This window comes from Nocardiopsis coralli, from assembly GCF_014892575.1.
Taxonomy (GTDB): Bacteria; Actinomycetota; Actinomycetes; order Streptosporangiales; family Streptosporangiaceae; genus Nocardiopsis; species Nocardiopsis coralli.
Map to the genome: position 1 here is coordinate 12351 of NZ_JADBGI010000017.1, position 15087 is coordinate 27437.

Annotated in this window: 13 protein-coding genes; 5 read left to right on the plus strand and 8 right to left on the minus strand. The window is 68.2% G+C overall.

Translation table 11 applies throughout. The features are described from left to right. Nucleotides 1-11 precede the first annotated feature (11 nt). Both IDM40_RS28275 and IDM40_RS18730 read left to right on the plus strand, forming a co-directional pair. Complete coding sequence (locus IDM40_RS28275) at nucleotides 12-1133, plus strand: OmpA family protein (RefSeq protein ID WP_235997739.1); 1122 nt, start codon at nucleotides 12-14, stop codon at nucleotides 1131-1133. Between the two features lie 99 nt (nucleotides 1134-1232). Next, a complete protein-coding gene (locus IDM40_RS18730) occupies nucleotides 1233-1865 on the plus strand; it encodes a hypothetical protein (RefSeq protein ID WP_193123325.1) in 633 nt (210 codons plus the stop codon). Here the strand turns inward: IDM40_RS18730 and IDM40_RS28680 are convergent. From IDM40_RS28680 to IDM40_RS18760, 6 genes are all read right to left on the minus strand, one after another. Next, a complete protein-coding gene (locus IDM40_RS28680; RefSeq protein ID WP_328807063.1) occupies nucleotides 1772-2146 on the minus strand; it encodes an SAM-dependent methyltransferase in 375 nt (124 codons plus the stop codon). The two genes, IDM40_RS18730 and IDM40_RS28680, sit on opposite strands and share 94 nt — an antisense overlap. Nucleotides 2147-2210: 64 nt before the next feature. Next, nucleotides 2211-2369 carry a lactococcin 972 family bacteriocin gene (locus IDM40_RS28950; RefSeq protein ID WP_193123326.1) on the minus strand — a complete coding sequence of 53 codons (159 nt, stop codon included), beginning with the start codon at nucleotides 2367-2369 and terminating at the stop codon, nucleotides 2211-2213. Next, nucleotides 2311-2970 (minus strand): ATP-binding cassette domain-containing protein, encoded by a 660-nt coding sequence (locus IDM40_RS18745; protein WP_193123327.1) that lies wholly within the window; start codon nucleotides 2968-2970, stop codon nucleotides 2311-2313. The genes IDM40_RS28950 and IDM40_RS18745 overlap by 59 nt, the downstream gene beginning before the upstream one ends. Nucleotides 2971-2981: 11 nt before the next feature. Beyond that, nucleotides 2982-5048 carry a bacteriocin-associated integral membrane family protein gene (locus IDM40_RS18750; protein WP_193123328.1) on the minus strand — a complete coding sequence of 689 codons (2067 nt, stop codon included), beginning with the start codon at nucleotides 5046-5048 and terminating at the stop codon, nucleotides 2982-2984. Nucleotides 5049-5435: 387 nt separating this feature from the next. After that, a complete protein-coding gene (locus IDM40_RS18755; protein WP_328807064.1) occupies nucleotides 5436-6047 on the minus strand; it encodes a dihydrofolate reductase family protein in 612 nt (203 codons plus the stop codon). 905 nt (nucleotides 6048-6952) lie between these two features. Next, complete coding sequence (locus IDM40_RS18760) at nucleotides 6953-7897, minus strand: MerR family transcriptional regulator (protein ID WP_193123329.1); 945 nt, start codon at nucleotides 7895-7897, stop codon at nucleotides 6953-6955. 710 nt (nucleotides 7898-8607) lie between these two features. On the opposite strand from IDM40_RS18760, the gene IDM40_RS18765 reads away from it, so the two are divergent. Next, complete coding sequence (locus IDM40_RS18765) at nucleotides 8608-8922, plus strand: type II toxin-antitoxin system Phd/YefM family antitoxin (protein WP_193123330.1); 315 nt, start codon at nucleotides 8608-8610, stop codon at nucleotides 8920-8922. A gap of 306 nt (nucleotides 8923-9228) precedes the next feature. Here IDM40_RS18765 and IDM40_RS18770 read toward each other — a convergent pair whose 3' ends face one another. Both IDM40_RS18770 and IDM40_RS18775 read right to left on the minus strand, forming a co-directional pair. Continuing rightward, entirely contained in the window at nucleotides 9229-10374 is a 1146-nt protein-coding gene (locus IDM40_RS18770; protein ID WP_193123331.1) for a calcium/sodium antiporter, read from the minus strand. A 698-nt stretch (nucleotides 10375-11072) separates the two neighbouring features. Beyond that, nucleotides 11073-11489, minus strand: coding sequence for a VOC family protein (locus IDM40_RS18775; RefSeq protein ID WP_193123332.1), 417 nt, complete (start codon nucleotides 11487-11489; stop codon nucleotides 11073-11075). A gap of 1063 nt (nucleotides 11490-12552) precedes the next feature. Here IDM40_RS18775 and IDM40_RS18780 point away from each other — a divergent pair. Beyond that, nucleotides 12553-12750, plus strand: coding sequence for a hypothetical protein (locus IDM40_RS18780; protein WP_193123333.1), 198 nt, complete (start codon nucleotides 12553-12555; stop codon nucleotides 12748-12750). 1138 nt (nucleotides 12751-13888) lie between these two features. After that, nucleotides 13889-15037: an OmpA family protein gene (locus IDM40_RS18785; protein ID WP_193123334.1), complete on the plus strand. Its 1149-nt coding sequence runs from the start codon at nucleotides 13889-13891 to the stop codon at nucleotides 15035-15037. Nucleotides 15038-15087: the final 50 nt, after the last annotated feature.

Below are 15087 nucleotides of genomic sequence, written 5' to 3' on the forward strand. Positions count from 1 at the left end.
GAGCGGGAGACATGGACACCAACGAAGAACACACACACTCCAGGACCACCCCCTTGCGCCTGCTCGCCCTCGGCAGCGCGTTCGTGCTCCTCACAGCCGGCTGCGGGCTCGTCGGCAACAATTCCGGGGAGTCCGGCGGGGACGAGAGCGGAGAGGCCTCCGAGAACGGCGACAACGGCGATGGAGCCGAGGGCGCCGGCGGTGGGACCGCCGAACTGCCCGTCAGCACCACCGTCGTCGCGCACGACGACTACGAGCTCGAGCTGGAGGTGCGCGCCCTCGAACGCATCGGCGACGGGGTGCTGCGCCTGACCATGGGCGTGCACAACCACTCCGACGACGACGTGGGGACACTGCACGGCATGTACGACCGCGACTTCGGCGGCGGGGACCTGTCCGGGATGACGCTGCTCGACGCCGAGGAGCAGAAGCACCACGTCGCGTTCTCCACCGCGGGTGAGGACGACTGCTACTGCGGCGGGCTCGACGACGGCATCGAGGCCGGGACCGTGGAAGAGGCGTGGGTGACCTTCCCCGAGCCGACCGGGGGCGCGGAGAGCATGTCGGTGCTGACGCGTATCGCGCCGCCGTTCCACAACATCCCCATCAGCGACGGCGAGGAGACCGACCACCCCGACCTGAACGAGCCTGTGGTGCTGGACCTGCAGGAGAACGTCGACGAGCTGGCCGGCGGTGCCGGGGACGACAGCGAGGGCGACGGGGACGGCGATGGTGACAGTGACGGGGATGGCTCCGAGGGGCTGGAGCGGAGCGAGACCGACGACGAGATCAGCTACGACATCTCCTCGGACGTGCTGTTCGCCACCGACAGCGCCAACCTGAACGACGACGCCGAGCAGTCCCTCGAGCAGGTCGCCGAGGACATCGACGACGCCGGGATCGAGACCGTGCACATCGACGGCCACACCGACAACACCGGCAACGACGCGGTGAACGAGCCGCTGTCGCAGGACCGGGCCGAGGCGGTGGAGGAGCTGCTGGCCGAGCTCGTGGACAGCGGGGACGTGGAGTGGGAGGTCGAGGGACACGGGTCGGCCGACCCCGTGGCCGAGAACGACTCCGAGGACGGGCGGGAGCAGAACCGCCGGGTGACGATCACGTTGGACAAGTGAGGCTCGGCTGCGTCGAGACATCAAGCGCGATGCCTGAAGCCCGAAGCCTGAAGCCCGCGACGTGAAGCATGAAGCGTGAAGCAAGTGAGGACTGCACCTATGCGTAGTGAAGACACCCCGATCCCCACCCCCATCACCAGCACGGAGGGCACGTCCCGAGGCGGCGCTCGCCTGAGCGCGCGCCTGGGTACGCGCGTAAGTGCGCGCCGGACCGGCTTCCTGGCCGTGGGCGCGGCCGGGGCCCTGCTCCTGGCGCTGACGCCCGTCCAGGCCTCCGCCGCGCCTTCGGCGTCTTCCGCGCCTTCCGCCCCCGCCGAGCTGGAGGCCCTCGCCAGCGCGCAGGGCACCAGCGACGACACCATGGACGCGGTCGTCGAGGTCAACGAGGTCTCGCGCGACGCGAGCGGCCAGTACGCGACGGTCGTGTACACGATCGAGTACGACGGCTCCGACGACCTCTACCTGGGCAACGTGCTCACGCCCGGGGACTACGGCATGTTCGACCTGGCCGGCGTCTCCCTGGTCGATGCGGGCAACATGAAGTACCGCCCGCTGACCGACGCCGACGACAGGTGCCTGTGCTCGGAGCGCCTCGGTTCCAGCGTCACCGACCGGTTGGAGTCCGGGGAGTCGGTGAGTTACTGGGCGATGTATCCGCTGGAGGAGGGGGTCGAGAGCGTGGATGTCGACGTGCCCGAGTTCGGCGAGATCACGGATGTGCCCGTGAGCTGAGTGGGCCGACCAGGCCAGGCCCCATCCGCGGGGATCTTGCCACCAGAGCCGATTTCGGCGCTGAAACTGGCTCCAGTAAGATCCCCGAACTCTCGCGCGGCGATGCGATCCCCCGGCTCGCGGTCGGGCGGGTCGTGGTCCTCGCCGCCGAGCCAGTGGTTCCAGATGCGGACGGAGTGGGCCTGGGAGGTGTCGACGTGGAAAGGGGGGAGCGGACCCGCGCCGCCCCTGGAAAGCAAACGCGGATCCGCACTACCGGAAGGCCCCGGCCAGCCGGTCACGAACGGCCGGTTGGGGCCTTCACCGAGAACCGGGAATCACACCCCCGGCATCAGGTAGGCGCCGTCAGCATTCGGCACTGTAGAACGACTCGTTGTTCATCGTGGCCCGCTTCGCGTTCGCGCGAGCCCAGTACCCTGCGTCCGCTTCGTCGCGCACAACGGTCTCACCAGACGCGGTCGCGCCGTGGCAGGCGTCCGGCCCGGAAGGCTTGGTCGGAGACATCGAAGACGTCGTCGCAGGCCTGCGTAACGCTCGTGACGTGGGTAGCGATGACCACAGCGCAACCGCTCCGGGCCATCTCGCCCAACACGTCCATGACCATGGACGTGTTGGCCTCGTCCAGAGCCCCGGTCGGTTCGTCGGCCAGCACGACCGATGGATTTTTCACCATCAGCCGCGCCAGGGCGACCCGCTGTTGTTCACCACCCGACAGGTGGTGCACGGTCTCTTTCTCCCGACCGCCCAGGCCTACCCGCTCCAGGGCCGCGGAGCGCTCAGCAACGTCAGCTCTGCGTGCGACTTCGAGGTTGGCCCGCACCGTGGCGTTGTCGATCAGCGCATAGTCCTGGAACAGGTAGCCCAGGTGGTCACGGCGGAACCGGCGCCGCCGCCCCGGCCAGCTTGCGGCCAAGTCGCGGCCTTCGAACACGATGCGCCCGCGCGTAGGCGGTTCGAGCAAGCCCAAACAGTTGAGCAGGGTGGTCTTACCGGTCCCGCTCGCGCCGACCAGAGCCAACATTCGTCCGCCGTGCACGGTCAGGTCCAGGTCACGCCACAGGTGACGCTCCCCGAAGGACTTGGTCAGGTTTTCGGTCGCGATCATGCTGCTCCGTTTCATGCCTGGGAAGCTCCGTCACGAATCACGCGGCGGTGTAGAACGGCCAGAGTGAGCACGGTCAAGGCCAGCGCACCGAGGGCGATGCAGCCGGCCAGGGCGGGGGCGAGCGAGGCTTGGGCGGCCTGGACCGGGTCGAGTCCGCCGTACGAGGTGGCGAGATCGGACCTGGCCCGTAGGAAGGACCAACCCACAAAGGCCGAGAGCACCAGGACCTCGGCGATCAGGAACCGTCGGTGCACGGCGAGGAAACACCACCCGCTGATGTGTCGGGCGAAGATCGTCTGAGCTCGGACACGGACGACGACCAAACAGGTGGCCACGGAGGTCAGCAGTAGAACGACAGCCGCGGCGCCCAGGTTGAGACCCTCGATGCGTATGTCGGCGACGGTTTCGCCGTACTCGGCAGCTGCGAGGTCTCGGACCGGTTGCACCATGCTGATGTACTCGGCCATCTGTGGATCCTCGCGCAACCGGTCGGCCACAGCCGGGTCGGGAAAGGCCACTGCATTCTGGGTCATGAAGGTGACATAGCTGCTCTCCGAGAGGACCTGTTCCGAGGGCAGGGCGATCACGACCGGGTCGCGCACGAGGGGACGGGGGATCATGTCGGCGAAGGATCCGTAGGTGAAGACCTCCTGGCCCGCCGCCAAGGCCTCGGCGGAGAACTCAACGCTGCCCGGGTCCTCCTCGTAGATGTCGAACCAGCCACCTGGGCCGTTCGCGTGCAAGTCGTCGACACGCTCGCTCTGGGAGGGCGGAACAAGAATGCGCACCTGGTCGTGGTCCTGGTCCTGGTCAGCGGACTCCACGCGTTGGCCGTCCGCAGTGAACAGGTCGTGTTCTTCCAGGTAACGATCGTTGACGATGACCGCGTCGAAGCCCTCTTCCGCCGCGGGGTCCTGGGCAGTGTCGAAGCTCGAAGCCTGGGCTGCCAGGACAAGTTCGCCGCGGGCATCGGCCGAGCGGAGCCACTGTCCCAGCGGTCGGTCGACACCTTCTCCGGCCTCCTGGGCACTCAGAGCACGGGACAGACCCAGCCGCGATGTCTCCTCGGTCTCCGCAAAGGCAGGCATCGCCGCCTGTTGTTCAGCGGCGCGCTGTGAGGCTGCGACGAAAGCCCCCAGAACGGCCAGGACCAGGACCAGTGCCGGAATGCGGACCAGATACGTGCCCACCACCGTGGAGCGCACCGGAAGTCTGCCCTTGAGCGCCGGGATGAGCGGTGTCAGGTGCACGACGGCCAGAACGGTGGAATGCACGGCCAGGGCTGCCGCGCTGAAAAGCGCCGTGAACACCAATGCGGTCCGGGTGAACAATGCGATCTGGTTCCAGCCGTTGTAGACCCCCAGCACGGCCAGGGTCACCGCCGCGACGGCCGGCACCGCCATCGCCCACACTCTGGCCAGGGCCTTGAGGTCTCTGCCCAAGATCGACCAGTAGGAGCGCCCCTGCAGACGGCATACGGCGTAAGCGGTCGATGCGGTCAGCACCCCGGCCGCCGTTCCCGCAGCGATGACCAGCAGCCCCACCAGCCCCACGCGCGCAACCGGGCCGTCGACCGCGAACTCCCAGAGCTGAGCCGCGGAAACACCCTGCTCTTCCTTCAACCCGTGCTGGGACAGAGCGTCGACCAGCGCCGGACCAGCGGCTGGGTCACCGAAGACAAGGTAGTCGCCCCGTGCGCTGGTGGCTCGGGAGAAGTCCTCGATCGGATGAACCCGAAGTTCCATGAGCCGGCCGAAGGAAGGGTAGCCCTGATCCAGCCACTCGGCGTAGGGAGAATCGGCATCGCCTACGGCCAGGTACATGTGGGTCAGCGCGTCGGGCCGGTGCACATCGCGGGCGGCGTAACCGATCGCTGAGTCGTGCTCTTCGGCGACCTCTTGGACGGTCTCGACCACTTCCGACTGTTGAGCGGATCCCTCGTCCACGGTGATCCAGACCGTTTCAGAGTGCTGGGTGGTCATCATCCTCGGTTCCGCACCAGCCAGTGTGAACCCTGCCAAAAGAACGGAGAAAAGAAGAAGTGCGACGTGTGAGAAAAAGAGAACGCGGTTGATCATACCTGTTCTGCAGCGCCCCCTCGGAGCTATCGTCCACCCTGGCCCTTCGGCGCGCCCATTCAGCCCTGAATACCGAAGAGCGCCAGGCCAAGGTAGGGATTTTGTTCCCCGTTCGCAAGTTCCGGTCGAACAAAGCGAGTGATATGGGAACAGAACCCTAGCCAGATACTCTCCAGATGGTCATGACCAACAGAAACGCACAGGGCTGCGTCAAGGGTTTCCGGTGGCGCCTCTACCGACCCAGAAAGACTCTCACTGCGAAAGCCAAAAAAGAAACCCATTCACGGCGCACACCGAAGAACGTGCATTCGCGCCCGGAAAACGCCTTCATATCACCGAAGCATCTGCGCTCAATAATGACGCGCAATGCGCCTCCGGATCGAGACGCTAACCGCGCACTCGATAGCTCAGGTGGAGCACCCTGTTTCCCTGGATCACCACGTCAGGACCGTCCAAGAGGTGCTGCGCGTGGACGGATCCGAAGAAGCGTTTGCCGGACCCGAGCACGACCGGCGCGACGTCCATGCGCACCTCGTCGATCAGACCCGCGGCGAACACCTGGCCACCGACATCGCCGGCGGCGACGTTGACCACCCGGTCCCCCGCAAGCTCCTGCGCCTTGGCCATGGCGGCTTCGATGCCTTCGACGAAGTGGAACGGCGCTTCGGGGTCCCAGTCCTCGGGCGCCGGCCGGTGCGTCACGACGACCACGTGCTCACCCCCGCCCGGAGGCGTCCCGTCCCAGCCGTTCGTCAGGTCGAACACGTGGCGGCCGACGATGGTCGTCCCGATCTGGCCCCAGTACGGCCGGGTGTGGTCGTAGGAGGCCTGCGAGACCGTCATCCAGCCGTTGTCGTCCAACGGGACGTCGCCGTTGAAGTACCAGTCGAACAGCGGTCCGGGCTGGTCGTTCTCGTCCGCGACGAAGCCGTCCACCGAGACCACGTTGTACATGATCGCCTTGCCCACGGGGATCTCCTCCTTGAACTCCTGGAACACCTCGGGTTCCTTGGACCCTTCGGACCTCTTGGTCTCCCCTGGATTCCCTGACCCCCTTGATCCGCTGGAACCGCTGTGCCTGGTGAATGCTGTGGACACCGGCCGGCACGCTCGGGGCCCTGATCGCGACCGCCCCGCCGGTCAGCGCGCTTGTGGCCATGCTGGTCGCCGGTCACCAACGATCGCCGCGCTGGTCGGGCGCCGTGGTCGGGCGCGCTGTTCGGACTCCGGTCACCACGCGGTTCCCACAGTGCCCACGCTGTCGCCGCAAGGACGCTGTTCGCTGCTCACTGCTCGTCGCTGCCCGCTGCTCGTTCCGCGCAGCTCGTACGGCAGACCAGCCCAGCTCTCGTTGCCACTCCCCTGCCCGCTCGCGCACGCGCTCGAACGGGCGAACGAGCGGAACGAGCGCGCGCGGGCAGGCGGACAGAGCGCACGAGCGCCAAGCGCTGCTCGTATGCAGGCAACCCGGGAGGGCCTGCATACTGGTGCCACGCTCTGCATCACTTGGGCACTGCATTACTGCATTACTGCACGCCTGGCACAGGAGCTGACGCTGGACGCGGCACTGGGACTGGGGCTGGGAACCATTTGTGACCTGCACAGCCACAACTTGCAGATTTCCCGGTTACCCACCGGTAGACATGCAGGTCAGGAAGAGTGCTCCCCGCACGCGCGGGGGTGGTCCCGGCGCGTTCGGAAAACGGTCGGATACCGAACGGTGCTCCCCGCACGCGCGGGGGTGGTCCCGTCCCAGCTCCAGGACCCTGAGCTCGACGAGGGTGCTCCCCGCACGCGCGGGGGTGGTCCCATCGATACTGCTGCCGGCGCGCTTCCCGGTAAGTGCTTCCCGCGCACGCGGGTTGGTCTTACACGGCAGCGGTGGCTGGTGGCCAGTGCGCCTTTCAGGTGGCGGACGAGTCTTGGGTGGACAGCTCCATGGCCAGTTCGACACAGCGCCGTCGGGCTGGGGAGGCGTCGTAAGGCACCATGCCGATGACTTCGAGCGCGCTCATGGAGCCGACCTTCCGCCTGCCAGAGCTGGGGCCGGCCTCGTCCTGGCCGTCATCGGCGGGAGCGCCGTCATCCTCAGCAGCAGGGTGCAAAGCGTCCCAGGCGTCGAACAGGGCATCGTCCTCCTCATCCAGGCCGGATTCCTCGATGACGGCCTGCAGGGCGCTTTCGAAGGCGTGCCGCTCGGCGGCCACTTGAGTCACCCGTGGATCATCGACGGCGACACCGTCATCGAGCGCCTCCTCGGCTTCATCGATGCGGTCGGAGTCCTCCCGCAGAGAAGGATGCGTGGCCAAGGCGATGAAGCGGGAGGCCTGGACGGCCGCGCCGAGCGGGCCAAAGATCCGCTCGGTGACCAGGAGAGTGTCCAGGTCCGCCTGGCGCAAGGAGCCCTCGGGCAGGCCTTTGAGACGGTCCGTGACGAAGTCGGAGAGCAGGCCCATCCGGCTGCCTTCGGTGCGCATCCGCTGCACGGCGGTCCGCTGCCGCCGCAATTCCGCCTCCTGCTCGGCGAAGGTTTCCTCCAAGCGCTCCAGGATGCCCGCGATACCGTCTCCGCTCTCCGGACCGGCGGCAACCGTGCCGGTGGTAGCCGTGCCGGCCGTGAAGGCGTCACGGATGTCGTCGAGGGCGATCCCGGCGTCGGCCATTTTGCGGATCCACAGCAGGTGGATCATGTCCTCGTACCCGTAGCGGCGGCGGTCATCGCTGCCCCGCTCGGGCTCGGGGAGCAGGCCGATCTCGTGGTAATGGCGGATCGCCCGTGGCGTGGTGTCGGCGAAGACCGCCGCGTCCCCGATCTTGATCTGGCGGGATGGCACGAAAGACGAATGCATGAGCAGGGACCTTTCCTCAAGCGCTCAAGGGATCGGGACGTGAGTCCACCGGACCACATGCCGCTACGGAAGGTGCAACCCCAGGCACTCCGGCCCGCTCTGCACCACGCGCAATGCGCTCGCCACCCGTGCGCTGCCTGCGCGCGGCACGCACAAAGCACCGCACGCCGAGGCCCGGGGAACGGGAACCGGATCGGGGGTGCGCCCGCGTGCCTCGAACAGCGTGCATCGCGTTCCCTGTGCGATGGGCGATGCGCTTGAGGCGGGCGCTCCACGTAGGCGAGTGGGTCGGCAGCCGACACGGCCTGCATACTGATTCCACAATCAACCTGAACGGCACTCAGAACCACTTGTGACCTACACATCCACTTCTTGCAGATTTCCCGGGCGCTCACCGGCAGACATGCAGGCCAGGAAGAGTGCTCCCCGCGCACGCGGGGGTGGCCCCGAGACCGGGTCGTGGTCGGATGGTCCCGGACCGTGGCTCCCCGCGCACGCGGGGGTGGCCCGCACCTCGGCGTGCCGCTGGAAGAGTTCATGCCGTGCTCCCCGCGCACGCGGGGATGGTCCCTCGTCGTCCAAAGCCTGGGCTTGCTCCAGCTCGGGCACGTCCCGCATGCATGTGAAGGAAGCAGGGCGCATTCACGGGTGGCGGGTAAAAGATTGCGCCAACCACGCCAGATTGGTGCTCGGCGCGGCATCGTGGCGGTATGGGCATCGAACGGAACGAACCCCATGAGTGGAGCGAGCTCTCGGTCACCGAGGCCCGCGACCACTTCTCCGAACGCGTCAATCGCGCCCACTACGGCGGCGAGATCACGTACATCACCCGTGGCCGCCGCCACCAGCGGGCCGCGGCGATCGTTCCGGCTGACTTGGTCGAGCACTACGAGCAGCTGCTGGACGAGCGCGACGCCCGCGTCGCTGCCGAGCGCTTGGCCGACAACGAGGCCGGCCGCTCGAGCACCGTGCCTTTCGATAAGGCAATGGAGGAGCTCGACTTGGCCGAAGAGCTGGGCCGGTGACGGACCAGCCCTACGAGGTCTCCTTCGATGAGCCGGTCCTCAAGCAGTTGCGCCGGCTCGACAAGCCCGTGCGGGCCCGCATCTCCCGGACAGTCCGGGAGTTTCCCGGTTATCCGCCGGTAGACATGAAGGTCAGGAAGAGTGCTCCCCGCGCACGCGGGGATGGCCCCCTTGCCGTTGCAGTTCTGGCACGTGTCTTCCGCCCCGGAGCTTTCCGTGTCAGGGGTAACAGGTACCGGGTTCCGGGCACCGGTGGATGGCGGACGGTGGTCGGCCGATGGCCCCGACAGCGCGAGACCACCCAGATCACGTGCGGGCGATGATCAGGTAAGCCAGGTACGCCAGATACAGGCTCACCAACAACAGACCCTCCAGGCGGGTCACCCGCCTCCCGGTGCGGAAGAGCACCACCACCAGCAGCGAGACCACGGCCATCACGATCATGTCGATGTAGAGCACCTCCGCCGAGACCGCGACCGGCACGGGGGCAACCACCACGGTCAGGCCCAGGATGAACACGATGTTGTAGATACTGGAGCCGATCAGGTTCCCGATCGCGATGGAGGCCTGCCCCCTGATGGTCGCCACGATCGAGGTGACCAGCTCGGGCGCGGAGGTACCGATCGCCACGACCGTCAGCCCGATCAGCACGTCCGAGACCCCCAGCGCTGTGGCGATGTCGACCGCGCCGCTGACCAGCCAATCCGCCCCCAGAATCACCAGCGCGATCCCGGCGAGCAGGAACAGTGCGTCCAGAGCGAGACGGCCCGGGCCACCGCGAGCGGGTTGTTCGGGCACGTCCGTGTCTGCGGTGTCAGCAGCTTCGTGGGCGTCATCGGGGCCACCGGTGTCGTCGGTTTCGCCGGGGCCGCCGGCATCGCCGGCTCCGGCGGTGTGGCCGGCTTCGGCGTTGTCGCCGTTACCACTGGCTCCGGCAGTGCCACCGGTTCCACGGGTGCCACTGGTGCCACCGCCCGAACTCTGGGAGGACGGCTCCACAGCGTGAGGACGTCGGGCGTTCCGCACGATCGCGACGGTATAGGCCACCCCGATGCCCAACAGAAGCACGCCCATCGGCCAGCTGAGGCTCCCGCCCAGAGACAACAGGAACAACAGGACCGCAACCACGGCAACAACCGGAAGGTCCAGGCGCATCATCTGACGCTGGGTGAGGATCGGGCTCAGAGCAGCGCTGATGCCCAGGATCAGCAGCAGGTTGACGATGTTGGTACCGACGATGTTGCCGGTGACCAGACCCGGGTACCCGCGCAGCGCGGCTTCGATACCGACCGCCAGCTCGGGCAGGCTGCTGCCGATCGCGACCACGGTCAGGCCGATCACCATCGGCGAGATGCGCAACAGGGCCGAGACCCCGGTGGCGCCGCGGACCAGAAGCTCTCCACCGACCACGAGCACGGCCAAGCCCGCGGCCACGATTGCGTAGCTCATCATGCGGCCTCCCCGCACCCTCGGAGCAGAGCTTTCGCGGCCGAAGGCACTGCCGCGGTTGCGGGCACGGCCGCGATTGCGGCTGCGGTGCACTGGTTGGAAAGGCCAGGAAGGCCAGAACGGGGAGGAAGCGCAGGAACACCCGGGGGGCCTGGGACCCCTGCGGCCGCTCCGGTTCCTGCGGCCCCTGCGGCTCCTGGCCGACGCCTGTGTTCCTCATCCCCTGTCTCCGGGCGACCCGGCATCGTGGCTACGGCTCGACCGGCTCGTCCTGATCGTGCGGATCTCCTGTCCGTCCCGGTTCGAGACGGCCGGCCGGTGGGCGGAGCGGTGGGCGAATCGGCAGGTCGGCCGGTGGATCGTGTCATCGTGCTGTCCAGTGGTCGCGGGCGTTGAGGCCGGGGTATCCGGGGGGTGCGGGCGATGGTCTTCAGCTCGGTCGCTGAACCGCTCGGGGTCCAGTCGCTCCGAGACTCCGAGGCTCGGAGGTCGGCGGTTCGGAAGCTCGGCAGCCCGGCAGCTCTCGTCGCTGAGAGCCGGGGGCTTGCGACCGCTGCACGACCGGCTGCTGAGATAGCGGTCGACAACTCCGAGTGCGTCAGTTGAGGCAGTCGCGGCAGCTGAGGCAGCCGAGGTGGTCGAGGTAATCGAGGCGAGCGGCAGTTGCTGCAGTTGCTGCAGCTACGTAAGAGCGTTCCGGGTCAGCTCGGATCAGGCTCGGGGAGCAAGGTCCCGAAGCACCAGAACCCGTTCTCCGGATCCCGGACGCCGTACTCCCGCTGCCCGTAGGGCATGTCCTGCGGCTCGTACCAGATCGTCGCGCCGGCCGATCTGGCGTGCTCGAAGTGCGCGTCGACGTCGTCGACGTAGACCATGACGCCCGCGTGCACGGCCGGCAATGCGCCCGGTCCAGCCATCCCCATCGAAGGCTGGGCGCGGCTGAGCATCACGAACTGGTCGGCCATGCGCAGTTGGATGTTGCCGACCTCCCCGTCAGGGCTGCGGTGGGTAGCCACCTCGGTGAAGCCGAGCGCTTCGCTCAGGAAGTCCCTGATGCGGGCGGGATCGTCGTAGAGCAGGTACGGAATGACGTTGGGCGTGTGGATATCGACGGCCATGCTGCACCCCTCGGATACGGAGAGTGACTACTGACGCGGCCACCGTACAAGCGCGCGACCTGCCCGTATCGGATACTCGTCCGTTCCGGGGCCGTCCCGTTCAGGGGTGTGGCTGTCCTGCCGTCGGAGGAGGCCGCGCGGTCCGGTCTAGAGCTTCCGGACGGGCCCCTCGAACGATCGAACGGAGACGGCGCGCTCCCCGTACGTACTGGGATGGACCCCGGCACCTCAGCTCAGCGGACACCAAGCCGGTCGTAACTATCCAGGCGCATGCCCGTCAACCCTGGGCACCCGGAGCCCCGTGTGAAGTGACCCGGTCGCACGACCTGCATACTGGCTACAGGACTCGGATTCATGGAACTCAGAACCACTTGTGACCTGCATGCCCACAAGTTGCAGATTTCCCGGTTACCCGCCGGTAGACATGCAGGTCAGGAAGAGTGCTCCCCGCGCACGCGGGGGTGGTCCCGGCGCCGAGTGCGCGCTGTGCGGGGTCACCGTGTGCTCCCCGCGCACGCGGGGATGGTCCCAGGGCGACGTGGCCCCGGCGTTCGCGGTGGCGGTGCTCCCCGCGCACGCGGGGATGGGCCCCCGGCATCTCCAGCTCGTGGGACTTCCAGTCGTGCTCCCCGCGCACGCGGGGGTGGTCCCCGGCATGGGGTGGGCAGCGGCACCCACCGGTGGTGCTCCCCGCGCACGCGGGGGTGGTCCCCCCGGCGTCCCGATCCCCGACGGCGCGGCCGAGTGCTCCCCGCGCACGCGGGGGTGGTCCCGGTGACCGACCCCGGGTCGGTGAAGGCGGCAAGTGCGCCCCGCGCACGCGGGGGTGGTCCTTCGGACAGGTAGTGGTAGGCGAACCAGGTCATGTGCGCCCCGCGCACGCGGGGGTGGTCCGGAACAGGGAACAGGGAAAGGAAAGGAAACTAGTGCTCCCCGCGCACGCGGGGATGGTCCTCGGGACCACCAGTCCTTGGCGCCACGGCCCCAGTGCTCCCCGCGCACGCGGGGATTCCCCTACTCCCCAGACATGCGGCCTTACGCAAATGCGGCAGGAGACAACACCATGAGCAGCCCCAATGCCCGCCCCGCCGTCCTGCTCATCCTGGCGACGGCAGTGCTCGGCAGCGCGGCCGTCATCCTGACACCGGCACTGTTCGACGAGTTCCACGCCGGCCGGCTCATCGCCATCATCGCCCTGGTGGGCGCTGCCATCGCGACGGGCTTCATGGCCAAGCGACACCGGAAGAAGCTCACCGGATAGCCAGAAAACCCGAGCAGCTCGGAGAGCTCGGACAACTCGGACCGCACCCGAGGCACCGATTCGGCACGGCTTCGCGCGATGATTCGCCGGCGAGGCCCTTCGGGTGAAGCGCTTGGAGAGACGAGTCCGGGGCCGGTCGGGTGACCCAGCGAGTGGCGAGCGAGTGGCCGAGAGGTGTCCTGGCGAGCGTCTTCTCGAAGGGGAAGCCGCTCCTTGCAGACGCCTCCCCGGCGGGGCGAACCGGAACCGCCCGGGCTGCATCGCACCACAAGATCCGGGTTCCAGGCTCCACACCCCCTACAACCACAACAGCATCCCGCAGTCCGCAACCCTCAACCCCGCGGCACCGACCTCTGAGGGTCGTCATACGGCCCGTGCGCGGAGACCCCGTGCTCAGGCGGCCGATCCGATGACGACCGGTCCTCTGACCACGAGCCCTCTGACAGCGAGGTCTCGGGGTCACGGACAAGTCGGCTCACCGGCCCCAGACTCATCCGAGCCTCGGGGGCTGAGACATCGCCCCATCAGTAACCCCCGTCCCTCAGCCCCCGGGACGGGTCCCGAGCCCCGGGAGTCCGCAGGACTCGTGGCTCTCATTGGCCCCATAGGTCTCGCAGGCCTCGTGGTGCTCTCAGGCCCAGGAGCCCAAGGAAGCCCAGAGGGCCCAGCGAGTTCGGCGAGTTCGGCGAAGCCGGTCAACCCGGGTCAAACCGACGAAGCCGGTGAACCTGCGAAGTCAGCCGAACCTGAAGAGCCGGTGGGGTCCGTGAGCTCCACGGGGTCCGCGAACTCCGTGGACACCGCAGGCCGCGCAGTCTCCGTGTGCTCCGTGGACTTCACGGCCTCCGTGGGGTTGACGGGGTCGGCGGGACCGGTGGGAAGAGCGGGTTCAGCGGGATCCGCGGTACCCCCGCGCGACCACACGACCCGAGCGCCCCCAACGCCCCTCGGGACCCGTGGGACCCGTGGCCGACGCGGGATCCGCGGCTTCGAAGGTCCGGTGGCCCAAAGGTCCGCTGGTCCGGTGGACCGCTGAACGGTGGACCGCTGTGCCGCGGAGCAGTGGACTGCCGGCCCGGCAGGAGCCCTGGCCCCTCGGATCCGACAATCGAATCGACATGACACCTGGTGAAACCTCATGCACAAACCTGAAGGACACACGCCCGGCGAGACGCGCGAGGCCCGCGAAGCGCACGAGGCGCGCGATCCCCGCAACCCCCTCACCCCCTCCAGCGCACCCGCACCCACCCCCTCCGCCTTCCCGCACCGAACCCTCCTCCGCGGTCTCGCCGCGGCCGGCGCGCTGACCCTCGCGCTCACCGGATGCGGGCTGCTCAACGGCAACGATTCCGGCGACGGCGACGAAGAAGGCGAGAACGGCGACGCCTCCGGCGGGGGCGGCGCCCAGGAGGCGATCGAGCTCCCGGTCAGCTCCGAGACCACCTCCACCGAGTACGGCTCCGACCTCCAGGTCGAGATCCAGGCCCTGGAGCGCATCGACGACGACCTCCTGCGCCTGAGCATCGGCGTCGGCAACGACACCCCCGAGGACATCCGGAACTTCGACCACCTCCGCGACCGCGACTACGGACGCTACGACGCCTCCGGCGCCACCCTCCTCGACCCCGGCAGCGACTCCCAGCACATGCCGATGACCGTCTCCGGCAGCGACGGCGAGTGCTACTGCTCCGAGCTCGAGGACCGCACGGCCGGCGCAGGCATCGTCGAACCGCTCTGGGTCGTCTTCCCCGCCCCCTCCGAGGACGTCGAGGCCATGACGGTCACCACCCCCATCACCGGCCCGTTCCACGGCGTTCCGATCACCGACGCCGACGACGCGGGCGACATCGACGTGCCCGACCTCGACGACCCGGTCGTGCACGAGCTCCTCCACGAGACCGACCAGACCGTCGAGGGTTACCAGCGCTACGAGACCGACGACGATGTCACCTACGAGCTCGCCTCCGACGTGCTCTTCGACACCGAGAGCGCCGACCTCGGCGACGAGGCCGAGGAGACCCTGACGGACGTGGCCTCGGAGATCGACTCCGTGGAGCCCGACAGCGTCACCATCGACGGCCACACCGACAACACCGGCGACGACTCGGTCAACGAGCCCCTGTCCCTGGAGCGCGCCGAGGCCGTGGAGACCGCCCTCACCGGTCTGGTCGGCGCGGACGTGGACTACGCGGTCGACGGCCACGGTTCGGCCGATCCGGTCGCCGACAACGACACCGACGCGGGCCAGGAGCAGAACCGCCGGGTCACCGTCTCCTTCGAGAAGTGAGCGCGGGACGTGGCCAGGGACACGGCCGAGCGCGCGGCCGGGCGTCCGGC